Origin of the sequence: Oceanospirillum beijerinckii DSM 7166 (assembly GCF_000422425.1) — a bacterium.
GTDB lineage: Bacteria > Pseudomonadota > Gammaproteobacteria > Pseudomonadales > Halomonadaceae > Oceanospirillum > Oceanospirillum beijerinckii.
The window spans coordinates 1-23,098 of the sequence record NZ_AULT01000032.1; the positions used below are offsets into that span (position 1 = coordinate 1).

Annotated in this window: 21 protein-coding genes and 1 pseudogene; 11 read left to right on the top strand and 11 right to left on the bottom strand. The window is 46.6% G+C overall.

Annotated features, from left to right (window positions below):
* Positions 1-375, bottom strand: a pseudogene (locus tag H579_RS25225) (IS5/IS1182 family transposase); the annotation flags it as partial.
* A gap of 92 nt (positions 376-467) precedes the next feature.
* On the opposite strand from H579_RS25225, the gene istA reads away from it, so the two are divergent.
* Both istA and istB read left to right on the top strand, forming a co-directional pair.
* Positions 468-1,649, top strand: a complete 1,182-nt coding sequence (istA, locus tag H579_RS0110515; RefSeq protein WP_028300646.1) for an IS21 family transposase — start codon at positions 468-470, stop codon at positions 1,647-1,649.
* Entirely contained in the window at positions 1,646-2,449 is an 804-nt protein-coding gene (gene istB, locus H579_RS0110520) for an IS21-like element helper ATPase IstB (RefSeq protein WP_028300647.1), read from the top strand. The genes istA and istB overlap by 4 nt, the downstream gene beginning before the upstream one ends.
* Positions 2,450-2,634: 185 nt before the next feature.
* On the opposite strand, the gene H579_RS0110525 is transcribed toward istB, so the two are convergent.
* Positions 2,635-2,919: a maturase gene (locus H579_RS0110525; protein ID WP_028300648.1), complete on the bottom strand. Its 285-nt coding sequence runs from the start codon at positions 2,917-2,919 to the stop codon at positions 2,635-2,637.
* 795 nt (positions 2,920-3,714) lie between these two features.
* On the opposite strand from H579_RS0110525, the gene H579_RS0110530 reads away from it, so the two are divergent.
* On the top strand, positions 3,715-3,969 hold the full coding sequence (locus H579_RS0110530; protein WP_028300649.1) for a type II toxin-antitoxin system Phd/YefM family antitoxin: 255 nt from the start codon (positions 3,715-3,717) through the stop codon (positions 3,967-3,969).
* Positions 3,962-4,231, top strand: a complete 270-nt coding sequence (locus H579_RS0110535; RefSeq protein WP_028300650.1) for a Txe/YoeB family addiction module toxin — start codon at positions 3,962-3,964, stop codon at positions 4,229-4,231. Before H579_RS0110530 ends, H579_RS0110535 begins: the two co-directional genes overlap by 8 nt.
* Before the next feature lie 357 nt (positions 4,232-4,588).
* Here H579_RS0110535 and H579_RS27855 read toward each other — a convergent pair whose 3' ends face one another.
* Positions 4,589-5,431 carry a c-type cytochrome gene (locus H579_RS27855; RefSeq protein WP_051227530.1) on the bottom strand — a complete coding sequence of 281 codons (843 nt, stop codon included), beginning with the start codon at positions 5,429-5,431 and terminating at the stop codon, positions 4,589-4,591.
* 472 nt (positions 5,432-5,903) lie between these two features.
* Positions 5,904-6,560, bottom strand: coding sequence for a class I SAM-dependent methyltransferase (locus tag H579_RS0110545; protein ID WP_028300651.1), 657 nt, complete (start codon positions 6,558-6,560; stop codon positions 5,904-5,906).
* 186 nt (positions 6,561-6,746) lie between these two features.
* On the opposite strand from H579_RS0110545, the gene H579_RS29435 reads away from it, so the two are divergent.
* The 4 genes from H579_RS29435 to H579_RS25240 all read left to right on the top strand — a co-directional run bounded on the left by H579_RS29435 (position 6,747) and on the right by H579_RS25240 (position 9,474).
* Complete coding sequence (locus H579_RS29435) at positions 6,747-6,965, top strand: hypothetical protein (protein ID WP_211224703.1); 219 nt, start codon at positions 6,747-6,749, stop codon at positions 6,963-6,965.
* A gap of 20 nt (positions 6,966-6,985) precedes the next feature.
* On the top strand, positions 6,986-7,291 hold the full coding sequence (locus H579_RS30090; protein WP_425411342.1) for a GNAT family N-acetyltransferase: 306 nt from the start codon (positions 6,986-6,988) through the stop codon (positions 7,289-7,291).
* 329 nt (positions 7,292-7,620) lie between these two features.
* Positions 7,621-8,028 carry a GFA family protein gene (locus H579_RS0110555; RefSeq protein WP_028300652.1) on the top strand — a complete coding sequence of 136 codons (408 nt, stop codon included), beginning with the start codon at positions 7,621-7,623 and terminating at the stop codon, positions 8,026-8,028.
* Between the two features lie 393 nt (positions 8,029-8,421).
* Complete coding sequence (locus H579_RS25240) at positions 8,422-9,474, top strand: alpha/beta hydrolase family protein (RefSeq protein ID WP_157834601.1); 1,053 nt, start codon at positions 8,422-8,424, stop codon at positions 9,472-9,474.
* A gap of 47 nt (positions 9,475-9,521) precedes the next feature.
* Here the strand turns inward: H579_RS25240 and H579_RS0110565 are convergent, their stop codons facing one another.
* From H579_RS0110565 to H579_RS0110585, 5 genes are all read right to left on the bottom strand, one after another.
* Positions 9,522-9,995, bottom strand: a complete 474-nt coding sequence (locus H579_RS0110565) for a peptide-methionine (S)-S-oxide reductase (protein WP_028300653.1) — start codon at positions 9,993-9,995, stop codon at positions 9,522-9,524.
* Positions 9,996-10,074: 79 nt separating this feature from the next.
* Positions 10,075-10,632 (bottom strand): biotin transporter BioY, encoded by a 558-nt coding sequence (locus H579_RS0110570; RefSeq protein WP_028300654.1) that lies wholly within the window; start codon positions 10,630-10,632, stop codon positions 10,075-10,077.
* On the bottom strand, positions 10,632-11,246 hold the full coding sequence (locus H579_RS0110575; protein ID WP_028300655.1) for an energy-coupling factor transporter transmembrane component T family protein: 615 nt from the start codon (positions 11,244-11,246) through the stop codon (positions 10,632-10,634). Before H579_RS0110575 ends, H579_RS0110570 begins: the two co-directional genes overlap by 1 nt.
* The gene (locus H579_RS0110580) at positions 11,221-12,009 is read right to left on the bottom strand and encodes an energy-coupling factor ABC transporter ATP-binding protein (protein WP_245583251.1); all 789 of its coding nucleotides are present in this window, start codon (positions 12,007-12,009) and stop codon (positions 11,221-11,223) included. The genes H579_RS0110575 and H579_RS0110580 overlap by 26 nt, the downstream gene beginning before the upstream one ends.
* Before the next feature lie 509 nt (positions 12,010-12,518).
* Positions 12,519-14,804, bottom strand: coding sequence for a dehydrogenase E1 component subunit alpha/beta (locus tag H579_RS0110585; protein ID WP_028300657.1), 2,286 nt, complete (start codon positions 14,802-14,804; stop codon positions 12,519-12,521).
* A 580-nt stretch (positions 14,805-15,384) separates the two neighbouring features.
* On the opposite strand from H579_RS0110585, the gene H579_RS0110590 reads away from it, so the two are divergent.
* Complete coding sequence (locus tag H579_RS0110590; protein WP_036566057.1) at positions 15,385-17,889, top strand: DNA polymerase II; 2,505 nt, start codon at positions 15,385-15,387, stop codon at positions 17,887-17,889.
* 112 nt (positions 17,890-18,001) lie between these two features.
* On the opposite strand, the gene H579_RS0110595 is transcribed toward H579_RS0110590, so the two are convergent.
* On the bottom strand, positions 18,002-19,423 hold the full coding sequence (locus H579_RS0110595) for an aminotransferase-like domain-containing protein (RefSeq protein ID WP_028300659.1): 1,422 nt from the start codon (positions 19,421-19,423) through the stop codon (positions 18,002-18,004).
* Positions 19,424-19,612: 189 nt separating this feature from the next.
* On the opposite strand from H579_RS0110595, the gene H579_RS0110600 reads away from it, so the two are divergent.
* Positions 19,613-20,515: an EamA family transporter gene (locus tag H579_RS0110600; RefSeq protein ID WP_028300660.1), complete on the top strand. Its 903-nt coding sequence runs from the start codon at positions 19,613-19,615 to the stop codon at positions 20,513-20,515.
* Between the two features lie 483 nt (positions 20,516-20,998).
* Complete coding sequence (locus tag H579_RS0110605) at positions 20,999-21,778, top strand: metallophosphoesterase (RefSeq protein ID WP_028300661.1); 780 nt, start codon at positions 20,999-21,001, stop codon at positions 21,776-21,778.
* Positions 21,779-22,078: 300 nt separating this feature from the next.
* Here H579_RS0110605 and H579_RS0110610 read toward each other — a convergent pair whose 3' ends face one another.
* Positions 22,079-22,555: a peroxiredoxin gene (locus H579_RS0110610; protein ID WP_028300662.1), complete on the bottom strand. Its 477-nt coding sequence runs from the start codon at positions 22,553-22,555 to the stop codon at positions 22,079-22,081.
* Positions 22,556-23,098: the final 543 nt, after the last annotated feature.

The following is a 23,098-nucleotide window of genomic DNA, read 5'->3' on the forward strand; positions in this document are numbered from 1 at the left end:
CTGTCGACATTGTTCGGCATGATCCAGAGCGGATTTGAGTGTTTTGGAATCGTGCTCATTGCGCTCATGGCTAACAACACCTACGATCACCTGACTGTCTAACGTGGTGACAACTGAAGCTTTTTGGCCATATTCATAAGGCTTATGGTCTTTGCCTTTCCCGACACAGTAAACGTCCGGCTCATGCAGGCTATAGATTTTATTCTTATCCTTCGGCTGTTGAGCCAATACCCGCTGATACAGCTGAAAACGCTCTTCTTCCTGTTTCAAAATGTCTTCTGGTAGCTTGCGCTGTAACTCTCGCAACAAAATACCGGCAATCGTCCGTAAGCGTTTAAGTGTTTTTTTAGCTTTGCCCCGTCGTTTTGTCAGCAACAGTGCTAAAAGTCCTTAAAACGCCAACTTAAATTGTCCACCCGACCTGCATGATCTTTCCTTAAGGTGACCAAACCAAATAGGAAAACATCATGCTAAGCCGAGAGGACCACAACATGATAAAGCAACTTCGTGATCAGGGGATGTACCTAATCGATATTGCCAATCAAATAGGCTGTTCTGAACGCACTGTCAGACGTCAACTGGCTTTACCCGCACCACAGCCTCACCCAAAAAGAGCTCAGCGCCCCTGTAAGCTTGATCCATATAAAGACTTCATTGATAAACAGCTCAGTGACAATATCTGGAATGCGGAAGTCATCTTCCAGATGTTACTTGAACGAGGCTATACCGGCTGTCGAAGCCTGGTTCGAAAATATATTCAACCCAAACGCCCCCTTAGGAGCAGTAAGCAAACAGTCCGTTATGAAACTGAGCCCGGTTATCAGCTACAGCACGACTGGGGGCAAGTTCAGACCGAGATCGCAGGACAGAGCTGCAAAGCAAATATTGCCGTCAATGTGCTGGGCTTCTCTCGTTATTTCCATGTCTGGGCTGCCCCCAGCCAGAATGCCGAGCATACCTATGAATCGCTTGTGAGAGCGTTTCATTACTTCGAGGGCGTCCCCAAACAGGTGCTTGTCGATAACCAGAAAGCAGCGGTTCTTCAGCATCCCAGAAACGGAAAAGTGGTGTTTAATGCAGGTTTCCTTGAATTAGCTAACCATTACGGCTTCACAGCCAAGGCCTGCCGTCCACAAAGGCCTCAAACTAAAGGGAAAACTGAGCGTATGGTGGGCTATGTTAAGCATCACTTCTTTCAACGCTATCGCAGCTTTGAGAGTTATGCTCATCTCAATCAGTTATTAGAACAGTGGTTAAGTACTTACGTCCATCAGCGTATCCAGCGCCAGTTCCAATCCCCGGCGGAACGTTTTTGTAAGGAGCAAAAGGTACTTCTACCTCTGCCAAATCAGGACTTCGATACTCGCTATCATGATATACGCCTGGTGGGTTGGGATGCTTATATTGATGTGCGTGGTAACCGTTATAGCATGCCAGCAGAGTACTGCGGACAACAAGTCAGTATCCGTATCAGCTTATACGACGAGTTAAGCATCTATGACGTACAGAGCAACCTCATCGCTCAGCATCGTTTGCAAACGCAGCAGCCACACTGGCAGACCGTGCCAGAACATCATCAGTCTCTTTGGCAGCATGTACAACCGGTACAACAGCGTGACCTGAGCGTGTACGAGGAGGTGGTCAGATGAACCTTGATGAACTGCTTGAGCGTCTGAAGATGGAGCACCTTCACGCGACACTGGATAGCTTATGTGAGCATGCGAGTAAAGAGGACCTGACCTACCGGGAGTTTTTGGAACAGGCATTGGCACAGGAGTGGGGTGGCCGACATCAGAAAGGCTTAGAAACAAGATTAAAACAGGCTCGCCTTCCCTGGATAAAATCGCTGGAGCAGTTCGACTTCAGCTTCCAACCGAGCATAGATCATAAGTTAATCAGGGAGCTATCCGGTCTGGGCTTCGTAGAGCGCAATGAGAATGTGGTTTTACTCGGTCCTCCTGGGGTTGGCAAAACGCACTTAGCGGTAGCTCTGGGAGTGAAAGCGGCAGAAGCCGGGCATCGTCTTCTGTTCATGAGTCTAGATCGTCTGGTCAGTACGTTGGTAAAAGCACGGCAAGAGAATCGGTTAGATCGGCAGCTGCAGCAACTGAGTTATCCGAAAGTGCTGATACTGGATGAGATCGGCTACTTACCGATGACACGGGAAGAAGCCGGCCTGTTCTTCAGACTCATCAATCGTCGCTATGAAAGAGCTAGCACTATCCTGACCTCGAATAAGAGCTTTACGGACTGGGGAGAAGTATTCGGAGATCAGGTGATGGCTACCGCGATCCTTGATCATTTACTGCATCACTCAACGACGCTGAATATTAAAGGAGAAAGTTACAGGCTGAAGGGCAAACGAAAAGCAGGGTTAATCCCTCGCAGTGACTTATCCAGAGAGGTTGCAGATGTAGATAAACCGGACAAAATGGATAAGCAAGAGTAACGAAAACCGGACATTTTAAGTTGGCAAAAAGCGGTCAAAATAGAGTGTTGTTGACACCGTTTTGATAATGCTTTGGACCTGTTTAACCGCTTGCTGCTCATTACGATGGGGGCGAAATCCGAAACTATTGCTCGAGAAATCTGGATCGAAGATGGGCGTTAGAACTTGGGCTATGGCTTGTTGGATTACGCGATCAGTAACTGTTGAGTTTTATCTCCAAATAGGCCCAGCTGGCGTTTACCGACATCAGGTTTATCGATTTCAACACGTCTGACCGGGTAAGGGTAATATTGATCTGTTTCCAGTTCTTGAACCACCCGTTTCCAGTTGCCTGATTTAACCCAATCGGGGAATTCATCAATGGTCATTCCATCAATGCCAGCAGCCCCTTTATTGGCTCGAACTTGTTTCCATGCAACCTGAAGGTTATCAGGCCGTAGTGCCTGTTCGAGTAGATCTGTGCGAACCAAAAGTAGGCGCCTTAGGCGAGGCTGGCTTCATGACAATACGCTGAGTCATGTCTCCACCGGGCGGTGTTCGTGCGTTCAAGTCTGACAAGGCTCCTCCTTTATTCAACTGAGTGTTCAGGCCTTCGCCTAAAGCGCCTACTGTTGGCAGCGTGTCCCATCCATTACGATGGGTGTTAGGCTACTATGCCGTCTGCTGACTTCTGCTTAATCGCCCGTAGAGTTACCTCTATTGGCGCTATCGGTATCCATCTTGTTCGCTCTCCTTTGTCGATGGAGTCAAAGGAGCCAAGGCACTTCTATACCAGAGCCTCACTGGTTACAAACCGATCGCCTGTTAAGCAGATCTCCCCCCCTCTTTATAAATAGAAAGGGGGGACATGAACTTTCCCTGCACAACTGCATCATTTACGGTGGCCGTTAAGTCACGTGGCTTCGTTGTCTTGTGCCAACTCGCCTTCAGCCTACGCCTCATATGATGTTCTTGTTCATCAGCTCGCAGTTTTGCTAGCGGCTTCCTCCAGACCTTCCCTCACGGTTAGGCCCTTGCCATTCGCGAGTAGTTAACATCTAATAACGGTAATAAACCGCTATGGATGGTGACCTTCCTACAGAGGACTTTCACCTCATTAGTTCATGCCTATGCTGGGCGTACACAATTCGCCATAACCGATCTTCGCTGCGCTCGACGGTTAGGCTTTGCGTTAGTTGCCTTATCAATATCTCATGTTCAATTTAATGTACAGGTGGAGTGGTGAGGACTATACTTGTCTCATTAAACGTACATGTGGTGGTTTTATGAGAATTGTATCTTTTACCGAAGCTAGAAATAGCTTGAAGAGCGTTTTGGATGCTGTTGTTAATGACGCCGATACAACAGTTATTACACGTCGTGATTCTGAAGATGCTGTGGTTATGTCTTTAGATTACTACAATAGCCTTATGGAGACAGTGCACTTACTACGCTCTCCTCAAAACGCTGAACACTTAAACCGTTCTATAGCACAGTACCGTGCTGGTAAAACAACAGCACGAGAGTTAATTGATGAGTAGTAGTCAGCGTTTACTGGCGTGGACTGATGACGCTTGGGACGACTACCTGTATTGGCAAACTCAAGACAAAAAAACACTCAAGCGTATCAATAAACTCATCAATGATGTTAAGCGTTCTCCATTTGAGGGCATCGGTAAACCTGAGCGATTGAAAGAGAACTTATCTGGTTTTTGGTCCCGTCGTATTGATGATACTAATAGGCTTGTTTACGCAGTCGATGATCAGGCCATAACGATAATCTCATGTCGTTATCACTACTAAATTAGGTTCAGCGATCTGACAACTAATCGGGTAGCCGAGGGTATCTAGCCCTCAGCCCCCACAACACCCTGCATGCGGGTCCGCACAGGGCGTTTCACTCAGGGTAGTGAAGCTTAATCGAACCATCTCGTAGCGAGTAAAGCCCCTCAGGTTTCAGGTAGTCCACGGGAGGGCCTGATTAATCCCCGGGGTTTTAGTGCTACGCCACGGCCCTTTGCTGGTGATGCCACACGCAACTGCGGCTTTAATATGAACACCAAGACCGATACTGTTCAGTACACTTTCACCTGAACGTTGGCTTTTGACCAAGACGCTATTCAAGTCAGAGAGTATGAAAAATCAATAGCCTGACAGGTTTTATCTTTCAGCCGTTGAAAGTTTGCCTATATCTTTATGGTTCTTCATATATTCCAGATAGGCAATGGCATTGTCGATATCCTGATCTGACAGGTCAGGCAGGCCTGTCATTCGGCTTCTTGCCCTGAAGCTGTCTGGGTTGCGAATAAACTGCCTCATATACTCCTTCGAGCGGTATTCCGTAATGTTCTGTGGGATATTCAGCTCCGGTCCGATCACACCACCGACGAGGTTGATCGAGTGACAAGCCAGGCAAGCACCCTTAAAAAGTTTGTAGCCGTCATGAACAGAGATTGATGCCGAGGATGATGGTTTCAGCATTTCGTAGCTATCGTTTGCAGAAACTTGTAACGCTACAACCTGATGAGGCCATGGGAAGATGCCATAAGTTTCTTTTTGCGGCCATACCATGTAGAAGGGGGAGGGATCGGCGATCTTTTTACCTTCCCGGATAGGCTCAAAATCACCTTCGATGCCTTTACCATTTTGATCCAGTTGACGATAACTGATCATCGCGTCGGGGTATTTTCTCAGAATATCTCCATCTAATACGGCTTTATAGCCATCAGCACAAACTACAGTGATTTCAGTGATACTATCCAGTGAATAATTGTTATGTTCAAGCAGAGCCTTCAGTGAGATACCTTCATAGGTTTTATCCTGATGATAAGCTTCATCATAGACGGTGAACGCTTGTACTTTTAATGTACCCATCATTTCAGATAAGGTCATCACTGCGTCACCCTGTTCAGATTGAATCTTGAACGTCTGGGATGCGTCATAAGCCATTGCCGACATGGATACACCGGCTGTTAAAATACTGCTAAGTAAGATCCGTTTCATGAAAAATTATCCTTATATTCCTGTTCCTTGAGTTGCAAAACGGATAATGCATGAGAAAGTATTAAATATCAAATATTAAGAGAAAAGCATAAGCCAAAGGGGCGTTTGCTTATTGTAAGTGAGTTTCAGTTTGGTGTAATACGTTCTGAATATCTCATAAACCCCTTTAATATTTTATACATTGGCGATTGCGGAGGCATATTTTTAAATATGTCCCCTTTGTAGGGGACAAAAAAATCTGGGAGGTTGGCAACAAACTTATATCTACTTATTGGTGCTTTATCTTCGGAATGATTCAGGCCGGTAGCACCAACCTGCCACGGATTACCCGTACGGTGGGGTCCAGTGTTCAGACTGACTCTCAACAAAAGATTTCAATTTTGATCAGGTTGCCCATATCTATTACAGGAGGCCCGGGGGCTATGCCGCTTCAGACTGTTGCTGAGAATTATCCCTTACAGAGGTTAAATGCTTAATCAGTGCGCGAAAATATTAGAATGTCTCCTTTAAAAACGCTATCTAAATAATCGGTATGTTCTGGTTTAGAAAACGTTGATGCATAACCAATCTCAAGTAGCTTTTTCGCCAATTTGTTTTTTCTACCCCGGCCTGGATCGACGATTATGACCTCGCACCTTGGGTTTGAGTGTTCCTGAATGAAATTTGTGAGTAACTGAACATGTTCATCTTCATACAGTAGGTCGCTGCCTATTATTATGTCAAAGCGCCCTAAAGTATCATCGCTATCTGCCCAGCCAGTTCTTTCAAAAGGTATTGCGTTGTCTCCATTAAGCTTTGTGTTTCTGTTTAAAAAGTTTTTTGTTTCAGGATGGTAATCAGTTGCTGTGATATCTATATTCTTTTTATTGAGTAATAAACTGCTCAGAGCGGTTCCGCATCCAATCTCAAGAACTCGTTTGGCACCAATATCATAGTTACTCATGTGGTGCGCGAGCACTAAACTTGATGGCCAAATAATTCCAAAAATAGGCCATGTTGCAGAAGAAATACCCAGTTTTTCAGCAGTTCCATCAGGGTCGTGGAACTCCTGCTTATTACGTAGCGTACAAAGGTGAATATCTATATTTCCAAACTCAATAGTTTGGTAGCATACACGTAGGTCTGTCATTTAGCCGCCTCAAAAAGTGAGCGCTCAGCCAAGTATCAAGGATAAATGACAAAACGAAGAGCGTAGCAGGTTACAGTGATTCAAGGAGAATGCAATGCATTTAATCAGGCGCTGTAACCGACAGATAAAACTGTCTCTTGTTTTGTCTGTGACTAAGCGCGGCGATATACGTAATCAGGAGGATGCGTGAAAATTGTAGAAGCACAACTATCAGATTTAGACTGTTTTTTTGAGTATTTAGGCGTGCAGCTTTTAGATAATGCTGCAGATGAAACACCGCTTTTTCAACCGATTGCTAAAGAGCACTGCATAGTTTCGGAAGGGCTCAAACCAAGTTTAGAGACGGATTTCAATACTGTGTTGGTGAGGTTGGCTGGCGCAAGCTGTGGCTGGTTAAAGACTTAACCGGAAGCATTTATGGTCATATCGATCTCCGCCATCACAGTAGAGAATATACTTTTCACCGAGTGTTATTGGGCATGGGTGTCGATGCCAGCGTTAGGAAACAAGGCATAGGTGTAAAGCTAATCGAGTTAGTTACTACATTCTGTCGTGAAACTGACAGCATCGACTGGCTTGATTTAAATCTCCTTTCAATAAACCTTCCTGCGAAGAATTTATACTTGAAATGCGGTTTCGAGGTTCTTGGTGAAATACGCGATTGCTATCGTATTGACGGTGAATCGGTATCGGAGCTTACGATGACAAAATGCACCAAAAATCACGTATAACACGGCGTTCAAGAGGGACTTGGTTTACTATACGTTAGTTTATTTTGGCAGAGAGTGTCGGTCTAGGTTGGCTGTTTAACGTATGGGAAAAATGGCGTTAGAGATTAAAGAAATCTATTGCTGATGAGGCGAGCTTTTTGTCGAGATGAAAAGGGCTTCTGATACAAGGATGTTTGTTATTCTATATTCATTGGATAAACACAAAACCTTTATTTAAAGTGATGATGTAATTTATCTATATATATTATGAAAATAAACTACCTTATTGGTCAATGGCTTAGTAGTGATATCTTAGGATAATACATGTAATCGAAATTAAGGAGATTGTTGTGATAAATACACATCAAGGTTCTTGTCTTTGTGGTCGTGTGAAATATGAATTTTCAGGTGATTTTCAGTCTTTCTTCTTATGTTATTGCACTCGCTGTCAGAAGGATACAGGCTCTGCTCATGCTGCCAATTTATTTGCTAAAGAGGGTTCTTTGACTTGGTTGCAAGGTGAAAATGATATTAGAGTTTATAAGCACGAAAACTCTTTGCATGCAAAAAGCTTTTGTCAAAATTGTGGTTCAGCACTCCCTACGTTTGCCGATAGTATTAACAGTGTAGTGGTGCCTGCTGGCAGTCTCGATAGCCCTGTATCCATTACACCGACTGCTAAAATCTTTGTTGATAGCTGTGCTGTCTGGTCTATGAACTTATCCGATGTGCCAGGTTACAAAGAGCTTCCAGAATAATCTGATAAGTATATAATGATGCGATTTATATGATAGAGGGGCATAAAACAAGGGGCATTAGGGAATGATGTTTTTATTTTGGTGCTGTTGGTATTTTAAATTGATAAAAGGGATATAAAAAGCCAAATGAAAAGGCTAAGTGTTACCCCGCTTTTGTTTCTTTCGGTAAGTATAAAGGGCGAGTGATTATATTGCTGAAATGAATAACAAGAATCACTGCAGTCTCGATAGTGAGTGTTTATCAGGCATTGTATTTGACGTTTAAGATAGCTTTCGGAAACAGTGGTATTGAATGGCTCACCTCAACAGGGTGTCGTGTGTTCGTATGAGATGTTCTTAGTCGATGGTGAGCAGTGTTTATTAATGAGGGAATAAGTGCTTAGGAGAAGTATTTTGTTGAGCAGTAGGTTGTATAGAGCGGTATTTTTATGGGCTGCAATGGCACTTAGCCTGGCCTGCCATGCCAGTTCTGAAACAGTCGGCATGCGCAGTATCACGTTTGTTAGCCCGGAACGAGCAACAAATATAAGCGCGTTGGTGTGGTATCCGGCAGTTGTTGGTGAGAAGCAGGCTCAGACACTGATTGGTGATAATGCCGTGTTTCATGGTGTGCCCGCATACCAAGACGCACCTATTGCGGGTGGTCGTTTTCCCCTTGTTATCATTGCCCATGGTGGCTTCCGGTCATCGCCTTATAGCGTCAATTGGTTGGCCGCAGCTCTGGCCAGAAGTGGCTATGTTGCGGCTATTATCAATCCACCTGCACTGCCTGCCGGTCAGGCGACTCAAGCCGTTGTCGATGAATTCTGGCTACGGCCTGCTGATCTCTCAACAGCAATAACAGCGCTTACGGAACAGATGCCCTGGAGTCACAATATTGCAGCTGATCGGATTGGTGCTGTTGGCTTTTTTCTGGGTGGGTATACCACCCTGGCATTAGCGGGTGCTCGTGTTGATAACGCTGGTTTTATAGATGCCTGCAAGGGCGAACAACAGCGCTTTGACTGTGCCTGGTTTGAAAAAGGCGGCGTTGATTTACATCAGTTTGATTCTGAACAGCTAGGCCAATCCTATCTTGAGCCACGCCTGACGACGGCAGTTGTCATTGATCCTGAGTGGACACACATTTTTTCACCGGTGAGCCTTGCCGCAGTCGAGCTGCCTGTAGATCTCTTCAATACTGGCCCCTGGGCTAGCGCTGAATCTCCACTGAATGCTTCAGCATTAGCAGATACACTTTCGACATCGTATTATGCGACGATTGAGCCTGCAGGAAAGTACAGTAGTTTTGCAGAGTGCAAACCAAAAAGGGTTTTTATTCTGAAAGACGAGGGCGCCGACGCGAGCCTTTGTGATGACGGTCCTGAAAATCCGGCGCGGGCCGAGACCCATCAGCGCATTGTTAATGAGATTCTCAGCGTTTTGGATCGGCAGTTAAAGCTGTAATCAATACAGGATAGAGAATGGATGCAGGGCTTAGATAATGGATCAATTTACTGCTTATATTTGTGCAGTATCTCTTTGGGGATATGGCAATAGTCATCGGGGCAGCGAGTGAGCCTGTCCTGATGTTCATCATCGCTTTTGACATAGTTGGATAGCGGCAGGATTTCAACAGCGATTCGATCTGCATCCGCTCGGTTGTTGATATATTGCTGAGCCAGCTCTAAGTGGCTTGGTTCTGTACTGTAAATTCCCGTGCGGTATTTTTCGCCAATATCTTCCCCTTGTTGGTTAATGCTGTAGGGGTCGATCACTTCAAAAAAATAATCGAACAGTTGCGGTAATGAGACAACCTCAGGGTCGAAGCGGGTGCGTACGCATTCTGCATAGCCGTCGTATTCGCCTTGTGTTGTTTTAGCCGTGCCATTGGCACGACCGGCTTCGGTTGAGGTGACCCCCGGTAGATGGCGCAGATATTCCTGAACGCCCCAGAGGCAGCCACCGGCAAAGTAGATTTCCTGCATTATGCGACTCCTGGTTTGCTATAAGAAAATAAGGGATGCAATGGCGCGATTGGTCGCGCCACGCCAAACCTGTGAAAACTTAAGCGCTTTTTGCAGAGCGCGACAGTAAGCTGGCAGGTCGGGATTTGGCAATCGCCGCAGTCAACAAGCCTGCAATCACTGCTTTGATAATGTCACCAGGGATAAAGACCAGCATTAGTGCGGCGGCTTCAGTCAGGGTTTTATCCAGCACAATGGACATACCCACGATGCCGAAGGCATACAGCACAATAATGCCGCCAATGATAGAGGCAATAGTGGCGACCAGGGCAATCGACGCCGAACGCCATTTCTCAACAATTAAGCCGGTCACAAACGCAGCCACCGGCCAGCCAATTAGGAAGCCGCCAGTGGTTGAAAAGAACAAGCCCAGACCGCCACGGCCACCGGAGAGTAATGGCAGGCCAATCGCAACCAGTAACAAGAACAGTAATACGGCTAAGCTGCCGCGCTTACTGCCTAAAATCGCGCCGCATAGCATAATGCCCAGGCTCTGAGCGGTAATCGGCACGCCAAATGCCAGGGTGATTTTAGGCACCAGACCCAGTGCCGCAATCAAGGCCGCAAACAGGGCGGTGTAGGCGATATTCTTTTCCATTATTCATTCTCCAGATGGGTTAATCCACCGCGAGCCCGCAGGGCTTCGGCAACATGGTCTGCGTCATCAAGTGCGAGGACAGTAAAGGGTAAAATAATTCTCCAGCCGGAACGCCGATTGGAACGGGCGCGCCAGGCCCAGGTCAGTTTCTGGCCTTTTGAGATCAGTACGGGGGTCATTCGGATCACCAGCGCAATTGCCAGCTCCAGTGCCCGGCCGTTTAAGCCTAAGCGATATAATGGCTGAGCCAGAAAGTGCACCACATCAATCATGTCAGAGAGTCGCGTGGTCATGGTGACCAGATTAGCCAGGGCTACGGCAGACATCATACGTAAAACAATCACGGCCCCCTGCTCAACCTCACCGGTCCACAGATGCCAAAGGGCCACGATAAGAATAAAGGGCCAGAGAATCTTCAGGTGCCGCCAGCCGCTGCTAAAAAATTCACGGCCTGGCAGTGCATAAAGCACGACAATAGCCAGCAAAAACAGGCTGTGAAAAACCAAATGGTCGATAAAAAACAGCATGCCGGTCAGGAAGCACAGCAGGCTAAGTTTTAAACCCGCAGGCCAACGGTGGGCGCGGGTTTCAACCGGCGAGGTCAGAGATATCATCGCTGTCTCCCAGGGTATCCATTTCGCTTAGGTAACGGGGCAGCACCTCGTCATAACTGCCCAGTGCAGCCACTTCACCGCCTTCCAGCCAGAGCAGTTGCTCGTAGCCGTGCAGGTCTTCCGGGTCATGACTGATATGAATCAGACTGCCAGAAAACTTATCCAGATAACGTCGCAGCTGTTTTTTGGTCGGTATATCCAGACCGGCAAAAGGCTCATCCAGAATAATCAGGTTGGGTTTCATCGCCACGATAGCCATCAGGCAGACAAGGTGCTTCTGGCCCTGGGACAGAGTGGAGGTGTGGACGTTCTCCCAGTGTGCTTTACCAAAGTTGTTTAACACCTGCAGTGCATTGTGCTCAGCCGCTTTTTTCTTCTGTCCGAGCTGACGTAGGCCAAAGGTGATCTCTTCTAACACCGTCGGGAAAATAATCTGGTGCTCAGGGTTCTGAAACAGCAGGCCTATTTCGCGCAAAGCTCCCTTTCGATCTTTAAAGGGATCAATACCGGCTACTTCAATACGCCCTGAGCTGGTTTCAATTAAGCCTGAAAGTAAGCGGCTTAAGGTGGATTTACCCGAACCATTACGACCAATTACGCCCAGGCGCTTGATATCGGTCGATAAAGACAGTTTATTGATGACCTGCTTGCCTTCGATCTCCAGACAAACGTCATCCAGACGAAGGCTGCAGCCTAAAGTAGGGGCGTTTGTAACAGTCGAGGTGTTTGTAACAGTAGCAACGTTGGTCGAGGTTCTGGTCAAAATTGTGGGCTCTATTTCTTGTGTAATAGGTTTTGTTAGCGTTTTATTCATATCTATTACGTACTGGCTTATACGGGTTAAAACTGGATATCACGATGCCGTGACACATCAGTGGGCCTGGTGCATCGTTGAACATCGTTGAGAGCCGTGGGTTGGATCAACTTTCCTCAGTGCCAGTCTTTGATGCGGTCCGGGCGTCGAAGATTAGCAATAATATACCTTTTGGTAAACCATGTTTTTTATTTTTGGTTTACAGGTTGGCGCTGCCCGGTTGCTTGGTAGGCTTCCAAAGTAATACCCAGTCAGATAAGTTGTTGTAGGCCGGAAAAGCCGCAAGGCGCCTTCCGACAAGCATCCGGTATCGGAGTCAGTGTCGGATGGCGCTTCGCTTATCCAACCGACTCTGATATCAAGAAACTTCTCGGAAATGGTATAAGTCCTACAGGTCTTGCTGCAGTTGAGTCGCGAGTATTAGTTGAGTAGTGGGTATTAAGAAACCTATCAGAATGCTATTGCCGGGTCATCGTCAGAGCGACCTCAATAATGCCATCTTTGCTGGGTAATGTGGCGGTTGCGGCTTTGCCCAGGGCAATAAAGCTATCTTCTGCGCTGATGCGTTTGATATTGACGGGCGAATCCAGTTGTTCGGTCAGTAGTGTTACCAGTTGCTCGCCTAATGAAGCGGTTCGGCGGCATTCGTCGACGATCAGGATATTTTCGCAGGCTCTTACGGCTGCCAGAATGGCTGTCTCATTCAGTGGTGCCAGCCAGCGCAGATCGACCACTCTTAACTGAATATGGTGTTGTTCCTGTAGGATTTTGGCCGCTTGTCGGCTGAGGTAGTAGCCGTTGCCATAGGTCATGATGGCGAGTTGAGTGCCTGTACCATCTTGGTTGATTTGACCGAAGGGGAGAGCCGTTTGTGGCTCTGGATAGCTAAAGCTCCATAAACCATCACCTTTTTCGTGCAGATCACGGGTCATATAGAGGGCGATAGGTTCGATAAACACAACGACTCTTTGTTCTTCTCTGGCAAGACGCACACACTCTCTTAACATGCCGACCGCATCCTGGCCGTTGCTGGGGCAAGCGACGATCAAACCGGGGATATCTCTAAACACATTCCAGCTATTGTCGTTATGGAAGTGACCACCAAAACCTTTCTGGTAACCCAGGCCTGCGATACGGATCACCATAGGGTTAGTATATTGGCCTTTTGAGAAGAAACTCAGTGTCGCGGCTTCGCCTCTGATCTGGTCTTCAGCATTATGGACGTAGGCGAGGAATTGAATCTCTGGAATCGGTAGCAGGCCGTTATGAGCAGCGCCTATAGCTAAGCCCAGAATGCTTTGTTCATCCAGTAGGGTATTGATTACTCGATGGTTACCAAACTTCTCGCTCAGTTTGCTGGTGACATTGTATACCCCGCCTTTCGGACCGATATCTTCACCCATCATAATCATTTCGGGATGCTGGGCCATCAGATCTGCCAGTGTCCAGTTGAGCAGCCGGGCCATATGCTGTGGCTGATCCATGCTGTTTATTTCTCGTTGCTCCATACTTCTTACTTCTCGTTTAAATAGCGCGTTCCTCTGTTCCGGTTTTAATGGTGGGGCTGGGGGGATATCTCTTTTGGGTGGAATCAGAGATTCCATTACGGCTTTGGCTGAGGTCAGTTTGGGGCGTTGAATCACTTCTTCTGCGATATTAGCAACTTGATCACTGATTGTTTGATTCAGCTCGACAATTTGTTGTGCCGTTAAAATATGATTTTCAATCAAGATGCGGGCACTGTGCAGAAGTGGATCTTGGGCTTCGGTGGCTTCGATCTCCTCCTGGCTATGGTAAGCCACTTCGGCATCGGAACCCGCATGGCCCATCAGGCGCACACAACGCATATGCAGGAAGACCACTTGATGATGCTGACGGGCAAGACGCTCCGCTTTGTGGGCCGCGCAGTAGGTATCGATCAGGTTAAGGCCATCACATTGGATATAATGCAGTCCGGGCCTGCGACTGAAACTGGCCTGTATCCAGTCCATCGGTGTCGGAGTTGAGATACCAATACCGTTATCTTCACAGATAAAAATCAGTGGCAGTGGGGCTTTCTGATGACTGGCCCAGCAAGCGCTGTTAATAGCACCTTGAGCGGTGCTGTGATTAGCGGAGGCGTCACCAAAGGAGCATAACACCACACTGTCATTAGGCAGCTCGCCCCGATGCCCCATGCGTTTGGCTAATGGGATGCTATAGGCTGCGCCCAGTGCTTTGGGTAGATGGGATGCGACAGTGCTGGTTTGTGGTGGGATAAACAGTTCTTTGCTGCCCAGCACTTTGTGGCGTCCACCAGAAATCGGGTCTTCGCTGGAGGTGGTAAAAGAGAGCAGCATATCCCAAATAGCTTGTTGGTCTGTATCTAAACCGGGTTGCTCTTTATCCTCAAGGGGGGGCTTTTTATCCTCAAGGGGTTGGCGCTGCCGGGCGCGTTGCAGTAGAAATGCGGCATCCCGGTAGTGTAGAAACGCGATATCGTTATGACGAAAGGCCGCGGCAATAGCGGCATTCCCTTCATGACCGGCACTGCCGATGGTGTAAAAGGATTCGCCTCGGGCTTGCAGTTTACGAGAGCAGAGATCCAGGTGGCGGCTGAGCAGTTGGCTTTCAAACATCTGCACCAATTTTTCCGGGCTGAGTCCGACCTCTTCCGGTTTAAGCTGGATTGGGCTATCTGGTAGCTCTCCTGCAAGCACCTTACGGGCAAAACTCTGTTCGATAATCTCTGCTCGACTTTTCATCCTGAATACCTCTTGCTCTTATAATGGGGGATGATTGCTTATGCTCCGTTGTGTTTATCTGCTGCGATGGTTCTGACTTAGGACTGAATAGGGACTGTGTATTTTCTTGGGTTGTGCTTAAAAATGCTGTTGTCTTAATGAGTATGGCTGAGAAATGCGTATTCTGCGGTTTCTGTTGCCGTGAGATCTTTATCGGAGCGATGCATGGATAGCGCTGGGTATGGAGAAGCGACAAGCTAATACTATTCCTGATAAGTTTCTTGATACCTGAGGTTGGATAAGCGAAGCGCCATCCGACATTGGCTTCGGTATCTGATGATTGTCGGAAGGCGCCTTGCGGCTTTTCCGACCCACAATAACTTATCTGGTTTGGTATAAGGTAGGGGAAAGTGAGGTGTATAAAGATACAGTTTTATCTGGGCAGAGAAGGATAATAGGGTTATGCTTAAATCAAAGCATAGTAACTATTTAAGCAGTAGCTATCTAAACAGTAACTATCTGATTTTATCCGGATTGTGCTCATATTCACTGGATTGTCACTGATGCTTGTCTATTCATCGATCTGATATTTGATAGCGATATGCAGCAAGGCTTTTTACTGACCCGACATAGTCACGACAAGGATGGCGAGACCGAGATTATTTTCTGGCTCTCAACGCCGGATGGCCCAACACAATTAAAAGTTAAGGGTGAGAAGCCGGTATGTTTTATCTATCAGGATGATGTAGCCAGGGTTGAACAAGCCCTTTCGGGGATAGATTTTGGACAAGGCCAGAGTGTAGGGCAAGGTTATGAGGTTCGCCCACTGACCTTGAAATCTTTCCAGCAACAGCCGGTTTGTGGCCTTTATCTGCCAACGATCAAAATGTTTCATCAAGCCGTTGAGCGTCTGCGACAGCAGGGCATTCAGATGCTGGAAAATGATTTCCGGCTGCACGATCGCTATCTGATGGAACGCTGGATTCGCGGGGGCGTGGTATTTCAGGGCAAGAACAGTCAAAGAAAAGGCTTACACGGTTCCCGCTTTACCCGAGTCGATCAGGCCCGTTTAAAGGGCGGTGATTATATCCCCCAATTAAAGGTCGTTTCGCTGGATCTTGAGTGTTCCGCCAAGGGCGATCTCTATTCGGTTGGACTTTATAGCGACGCTATTTCTCTGGTGCTGATGATAGGGCCGGGAGATGATGGTCCGCAGATCCGGCTTGAAGAAGATGGGGAATATAAAGCAGCAGAAGAAAAAGAAGAGAAAGGGCAGGTACGCTGGGTTGAAAACGAAAAGGCACTGTTGCAAGCCCTGGAAGCGACCATTGCCGAGTTAGACCCCGATGTGATTATCGGTTGGAATGTGGTTGGCTTTGATTTTCGACTGCTCAATACCCGTGCACAGAGATACGGTATGCGGCTTAAGCTGGGCCGTGGCGGCAGTTATGCTAGTTGGCGTGAGTCCAGGGATGACAGTAATAGCGGTTTTATCACTATTCCTGGACGGGTAGTGATTGATGGTATCGCGGCGTTAAAAACGGCAACCTATAACTTTGCCAGTTTTAGCCTGGAGTCGGTGGCTCAGGAGCTGTTAAACCGGGGTAAACTCACCGAAGATGTGGATGATCGCTTAGCAACCATCATGCACGATTTTCAGCACAATAAGCTAAAACTGGCTGCTTATAATCTGGAAGATTGCCGTTTGGTGTGGGATATCTTTCAGCATACCCGTATTCTGGATTTTTTGATTCTGCGTTCTCAACTGACAGGTTTAGAATTGGATCGCAGCGGTGGTTCGGTCGCGGCTTTTACCAATCTGTATCTGCCCAAATTGCATCGGGCGGGTTATGTCGCTCCCAATCTGCCGGGCGGTGGTGGTTTGGCCAGTCCCGGTGGTTATGTGATGGACTCCCTGCCGGGGCTGTACAATAACGTTTTGGTTTTAGATTTTAAAAGCCTATACCCCTCTATTATTCGCACCTTTAAGATCGACCCGTTGGGCTTGATCGAGGGTGGTCTGCATCCCGAGCAGGCGATTCCCGGTTATCGCGGTGCTTGTTTCTCAAGGGATCAGCACTTTCTGCCAGATATTATCACCTCGCTGTGGCAACAACGTGATGAGGCGAAAAAAGCCCAGGATCCCGTGCGCTCTCAGGCACTTAAAATCTTGATGAACTCCTTCTATGGCGTGCTGGGCTCCGGTGGTTGTCGCTTTTACGATACCCGACTGGCCAGCTCTATCACCATGCGGGGTCACGATATTCTGAAGCAAACGACGGAATGGATTGAGCAGAAGGGCCTTAAAGTGATTTACGGCGATACGGATTCGCTGTTTGTTCTGATGGGGAATGATCTGCAGCAAAGTGGTGGCCAGCAGACGATTAGCCGGGCACAGTCATTATGCTCGCAGCAGACCGTAAGCTCAAAGCAGGCGGATCAGCTGGGCAATGAGTTAATGCAGGAGATTAACCAACGGTGGCGGGATCATCTGGCAGACGTTTATGGTTTGGAGTGTTTTCTGGAGCTGGAATATGAGACTCATTTTACCCGTTTTTTGATGCCGACCATTCGGGGCCAGGATACCGGCAGTAAAAAGCGTTATGCCGGACTGATCAATAAAAACGGTCAGGAAAAGTTAGTATTTAAAGGTCTGGAGGCAGTTCGTACGGATTGGACCGAACTGGCGAAAGAGCTGCAAAATGAGATCTATAATCGGGTCTTTCATGATCAGAACCCCTGTGACCTGATCAGTGCTCTGGTGGCGGAATTGAAAGCGGGCCAACGGGATCATCAGCTGGTTTATAGCAAGCGTTTGCGTCGCTCATTAGATGATTATGTGAAAAACGTACCGCCCCATGTCCGTGCCGCACGCTTGGCGGATGAGATCAATCGTCAGCAGGGTAAACCGCTTAAATATCAGCGTAAGGGGCGTATCGCCTATGTAATGACAAGCAATGGTCCTGAGCCTGTGGAGTATCAGCAAAGCCCTATCGATTATCAGCACTATATCGACAAGCAGGTACAGCCCATCGCTGATGCTATTTTGCCGTTTGTCGGTTTAAGTTTTAGTGCCATTGTTGATGACCAGATGCAGTTGTTTTGATCGGCCATCTGGGCTTAATAGTTAAATCTGGTACCTGTTGAATGATGTGTATGTACGGGCTACCAATGCAGAGCTCAGGAGATACAGAGTTCAGGAGATGGCATAGCACAGCTTAGCTCACTCGTTGCTGTTCTATGGAAGGTGTATATAGCTCAATCAGTTCTGCTAACTTTTCCAATAGCTGTCGGACACTGTCATCCAGCGGCCAGCCAGTATTAATGCGCAGACAATCCTGATACAAAGACAGGGTAGTGAAAGCAGGCCCAGCTCTTAAATCCAAACCCCTTTCACATGCCTTTTGCCATAGGGCTTTGCTGTCTAGGCCGGGAATCTGGAGCCAGATCACCATGCCGCCTTCCGGCTGGCTGATACGGCTATTAGATGGTAGAAGCTTGACCAGTTGTTGTGTGTAGTCGCGGATATTTTGCCGTAATTGGCTGCGAACTTTATTCAAATGGCTATGATATTGTCCTGTACTGATAAAGTCGGCGATGGCGGACTGGACCGGCGTGCTGACACCAAAATGACTAATCCCATGCAATCTCAAATAAGCGGGTAGAAAACGTCCCGGTAGACACCAGCCCAACCGGAAGCCTGCAGTTAAGGTTTTAGAAACCGAGGCACACCAGAGCACATAACCACCTTTATCCCAGTATTTAGCTGGTAAAGGCATCACCTTGCCGTGGCCCAGTTCCATATAGATATCATCTTCAATAACGGGCACCTGATATTGATTGGCCAGCTCTGCCAGTGCCTGTTTCTGTCGCGGCGACATACTGATTCCCTGAGGGTTCATATGAGAGGTGCTAAACAGGCCCGCCTTGATCGAGCCCTGTTTCAGGTGGGCCTCAAACTGTTCCAGATCAATACCTTCCTCGGTACAAGGAATTTCTACGACCTTGCGTCCTAAACCGGCTAACAGCTCCAGTAAGCCGCTAAAACAGGGTGAGCTGATAGCGATGCCATCACCGGGTTGAGAGATCGCTTCTAAGCCAATACGTACCGCATCAATGCAGCCATTGGTGATCACTAACTCCTTAGCCTGAAATGGAAAGCCATAACCTGAAAAGTGCTGTTCAAGGGCATAGCGCAGACTATGCAAACCCTGGCGATCAGGGTAGGCATGAATAGTCAGGTTAAGCCGCTTCAGGCCCCGTTTCAGGCTTCTTTGCAGAGTTTCTGTTGGCATCAATTCTGGGGCTATCTGTGAGATACCCAGAGGGCCTGGATCATAAGCACCGGGTCGGTAAGTGATGGCTGATTCCTGAGGAGAGATCTCGCGTAGCTGGCTTTTAAACTGTGGTAGTTCCGGTGTGGCCAGCTCAGCCAGCGGTTTGGAAACGTAAAAGCCAGACTGAGGTTTGGCAAGGATCCAGCCCAGTTCCTCAAGCATATGATAGCAATTCAGAGTCGTGGTTAGACTGACCCCCTGCAAATCAGACATTTTGCGCAGCGATGGCATACGGCTGCCGTGAGCCAGTTTCCCCATACGGATATCTTCTATGATCTGTTCGGCTATCGCTTTATAACGCATCGCAGTCCCCTCTCTATTCGAATTCAAGCATAGTCTGACAATGATTAACTGTATACTTTTTATTTTAGGAAATTGAATCTGTAATCTTTTTCGTCGGGCTTTCATACTGACTTCAACGATTCAGGCTGATTGGTAGGAATCGGCTTCATACAAAAATAGAACGTTTGAAAAAGATATAAGGAGGCAATGATGAGACTGAATGACCTACTGCTGGCTTTAGCAGTGATGTGTTTATGGGGATTTAACTTTTCAGTAATCAAACTTGGCGCAGACCAGATCAATCCCGTACTTCTGACAGCACTACGCTTTACTGCAGCTGTGATTCCAGCGATCTTTTTTATCGCCAGACCAAACGTAAAACTACGATATCTAATCGCTTATGGCGTTATTTTTGGGGTAGGCGTCTGGGGAATGATGACTTGGTCAATCACTCTGGGAGTTTCTGCGGGTATGGCGGGTCTATTGATGCAGCTGAGCCTGGTATCCAGTTTGTTATTAGGCTGGCTGTTGTTAAAAGAAACGATTACGCGTCAAAAGTGGATCGGAGCGACTCTGGCGCTTTCGGGGCTTGGTGCCAGCCTGACGCTTCAAGATGGTTCAGTGCCTCTGTCAGGTTTGGTGTTTGTTCTGATAGGTGCGTTTAGCTGGAGCCTGATTAGCCTGATTGTCAAACTGGCCAATACGAATCAGGTGTTCTCGTTTAGCGTATGGGGGATGTTGTTCGCACCTGTTCCTTTAGTGCTTTTAGCTTGGCTAAGCCATGGCAGTGAGATTTTTGTTCAGTTACCGGGGCAGCTAAATAGCACAGTATGGTTTTCTATTCTGTTTCAAGCCTACCCAACCACGTTATTAGGTTACTGGTTATGGAATCGATTGATTGTGAAATACCCCTTATCAACGGTTGCTCCTTTGACAATGCTGGTGCCTGTATTTGGTTTAATTGGTAGTATGATCTTCTATGGTGAGAATGTAGAGGGAGTCAAGTTGGTTGCATGTGCTTTAATTCTATTAGGTTTGCTGATCAGTCAGTGGCAGAGTAGCTGGTTTAGTTTTATTCAGCGTAAACCTACGGCTAGTCGGGAGGCTGGTTAAGTTGGAAAAATATCGGAATATTTATATTTGGGTACTTACCTGACTTTTGACTCGATTATTTTATTTCAGATGTTCTCCTTCGAGCAATGCAAGCGAAAGTTGAAAATACCTTGCTTTATATGGGGGTAATAGCTCACGGCATTATTTAATAGCCTGTACAGTGATTATGGCGATCACCATGAATATTTATTCAGGTAAGTGGCCTTCCTCTTGGGCTAAGAATAAGAAGATTGGCAAAGGCTATGTTATTTGAAGCAGGCGCTGCACCCTATATGTAATATGATGTAATTGCATTTTTAATATATATGATAATGCTGTTTGTTTCACCTTGTTGATATTGGAAGTAGCAATACATTTCTGGAAGAGTAGTTACACTACATAGCGAGTGAAATCTTTGTTACAAATGTGTAGATAAATTATTGATTTTTTTTTTATGTATTTGCTTTATACTAAGCTTTAAATGATTCTACATGGACTTGTTCAATGTCGGTTGTTATCCAATATCAAAGTGATTTGCACCTTGAGTTCGAACACGGCTTTATCAGTCACACCTTGCCTGATGTCAACGCTGATGTAATTGTCTTGGCAGGAGATATAGGTATTGCCAGTCGTCTGCATTTTGACTGGGTGCTTGAGCAGACCCGTGGCATCCCAACGGTTTTTATCCTCGGGAACCATGAGCCCTACCGTAGTTGTCTGCAGCTGGCGCAGCAGGAATGGAAAGAAGCTATGGCGGGAAGCAATGTTCATGTGCTGGAAAATGAAGTGGTCGAACTTTGTGGTGTTCGCTTTATCGGCTCGACTTTATGGAGTGATTTCCAGCTGTTTAATGAAGACCCTTCCATTGCTCAGGATCTGGCACGCATGAGAATGAATGATTTTCGTCTGGTTGAATTTGAACACAAGGGACTGAAAAGAATGTTCACTCCTGAAGATGCCCGGAATATGCATCTTGAGTCGATGGACTTTTTTAATCAGGAGTTAAGTAAACCATTTTCAGGACCTACGGTTGTGGTCAGCCATCATGCGCCCTCCATAGAGTCTCTACCAGTATCTTATCGAGATGAACCCATTCGTGCGGGTTATGCCAGTAATTTAGAGCATTTTATTGAATTGCATCAGCCTGATGCGTGGATACATGGTCACCTTCATAATACCAGTGACTACTGCATTGGTAAGACACGTGTATTGTGTAACCCTCGTGGGTATTTCCCCCGAAGTGTAAATCCAGATTTCGATCCTGAAATAGTGCTTGAGCTATAGTCTTATAGATCAAAAGTCTTATAAGTCAAAAGTGTTATAGATCAAATAACTGTAGTGCATACACCAAGCAGGAGCGTTCTGCCAGGCAGCCGTTTAATAGGGTGACCTTCGATTTCTATGCGTGCCTTTATTATAAAAGGCGGATTCAGCATACCAGTATAAATATCTCCATTCTCTCCGGCCCCTGGTTGGAGAGAAGAAAGATATAAATATAGGAAAGCTTATGTGTAGGTGTTCGCCTACAAAGTGATTGAATTTCAACCACTTTGTATAAAAGGCAACTTTGTCTATAGATGAGAATTACAGTGATGCCAGAATAGTTTCTGCGCTGCTCTTATCTACACCTTTCTCATCAATGTTCAGTGTCTGAACCACACCATCCTCAACAATCATAGCGTAACGTTGAGAACGGATGCCAAACTGAACACCTGTCAGATCTTTTTCCAGACCAATTGCCTGAGTGAATTCAGCGATACCATCGGCCAGCATAATAATCTCTTCTGCATTTTGAGCCTTACCCCAAGCATCCATGACAAAGGCATCATTAACAGACAGGCAGATGATGCTATCAACGCCTTTGGCCTTGATCTGATCTGCCAATACGACAAAGCCTGGTAAGTGAGTCATGGAGCAGCCAGGAGTAAAGGCTCCAGGCACTGCGAAAAGGACTACTTTTTTACCGGCACATAGCTGTTCTATAGTGATGGACTCTGGACCTGCTTCGCCCATGACTTTAAGTTCAGTGTTCGGAAGTTTATCGCCAATTTGAATACTCATGTTTTACCTCAGGGTACATTAGTCCATGCAGTACGTTTTATACCGTACTGTAGAGTGAATTTCAGACAAAAAAGTTAGTAGTTGACTGTTTTGCTGGGTTGATAGGGGAAGCTTAGCAGGTATTGGTCGTTTTAGCATTAGCCGATAATAATCAAAAGCTTGCCCGCTTGAACTTAATGATCAAGCAAGGACGCAGAACGCATGAGGCCAACCAGGCACGATGCTCCTGTTCCTCCCTAACCCTCTATCTTTCAGTTTGATGATGGCGTTGCTCTAATCGGCGATGAACTCAAAATTGTAATTATTACAGCCTGAAATAACTGCTAAAAATTATAATAATTGTTAGTGGAAGGTCTTGTTATTCTATACCTATATGAAAAATATTATTTTTATTGGCAGTAAGCGTGCCAATATAGGTGTTTTTATTCTTATTTTATCAGGCTGAAAGAATAGGGCATGAATTTCGAAAAATACCCTGTGGTGATGGTTATGTATCTATTTTGCAAAGACAAGATTCGGGGCATAGAAATAAAATTCTTTCTG

What these genes read in the sequence shown, in the direction of transcription:
- istA (WP_028300646.1), top strand. Translation starts at nt 468, where the DNA reads ATGCTAAGCCGAGAGGACCACAACATGATAAAGCAACTTCGTGATCAG.
- istB (WP_028300647.1), top strand. Translation starts at nt 1,646, where the DNA reads ATGAACCTTGATGAACTGCTTGAGCGTCTGAAGATGGAGCACCTTCAC.
- H579_RS0110530 (WP_028300649.1), top strand. Translation starts at nt 3,715, where the DNA reads ATGAGAATTGTATCTTTTACCGAAGCTAGAAATAGCTTGAAGAGCGTT.
- H579_RS0110535 (WP_028300650.1), top strand. Translation starts at nt 3,962, where the DNA reads ATGAGTAGTAGTCAGCGTTTACTGGCGTGGACTGATGACGCTTGGGAC.
- H579_RS27855 (WP_051227530.1), bottom strand. Translation starts at nt 5,431, where the DNA reads ATGAAACGGATCTTACTTAGCAGTATTTTAACAGCCGGTGTATCCATG.
- H579_RS0110545 (WP_028300651.1), bottom strand. Translation starts at nt 6,560, where the DNA reads ATGACAGACCTACGTGTATGCTACCAAACTATTGAGTTTGGAAATATA.
- H579_RS0110565 (WP_028300653.1), bottom strand. Translation starts at nt 9,995, where the DNA reads ATGCAGGAAATCTACTTTGCCGGTGGCTGCCTCTGGGGCGTTCAGGAA.
- H579_RS0110570 (WP_028300654.1), bottom strand. Translation starts at nt 10,632, where the DNA reads ATGGAAAAGAATATCGCCTACACCGCCCTGTTTGCGGCCTTGATTGCG.
- H579_RS0110575 (WP_028300655.1), bottom strand. Translation starts at nt 11,246, where the DNA reads ATGATATCTCTGACCTCGCCGGTTGAAACCCGCGCCCACCGTTGGCCT.
- H579_RS0110585 (WP_028300657.1), bottom strand. Translation starts at nt 14,804, where the DNA reads ATGAAAAGTCGAGCAGAGATTATCGAACAGAGTTTTGCCCGTAAGGTG.
- H579_RS0110590 (WP_036566057.1), top strand. Translation starts at nt 15,385, where the DNA reads ATGCAGCAAGGCTTTTTACTGACCCGACATAGTCACGACAAGGATGGC.
- H579_RS0110595 (WP_028300659.1), bottom strand. Translation starts at nt 19,423, where the DNA reads ATGCGTTATAAAGCGATAGCCGAACAGATCATAGAAGATATCCGTATG.
- H579_RS0110600 (WP_028300660.1), top strand. Translation starts at nt 19,613, where the DNA reads ATGAGACTGAATGACCTACTGCTGGCTTTAGCAGTGATGTGTTTATGG.
- H579_RS0110605 (WP_028300661.1), top strand. Translation starts at nt 20,999, where the DNA reads ATGTCGGTTGTTATCCAATATCAAAGTGATTTGCACCTTGAGTTCGAA.
- H579_RS0110610 (WP_028300662.1), bottom strand. Translation starts at nt 22,555, where the DNA reads ATGAGTATTCAAATTGGCGATAAACTTCCGAACACTGAACTTAAAGTC.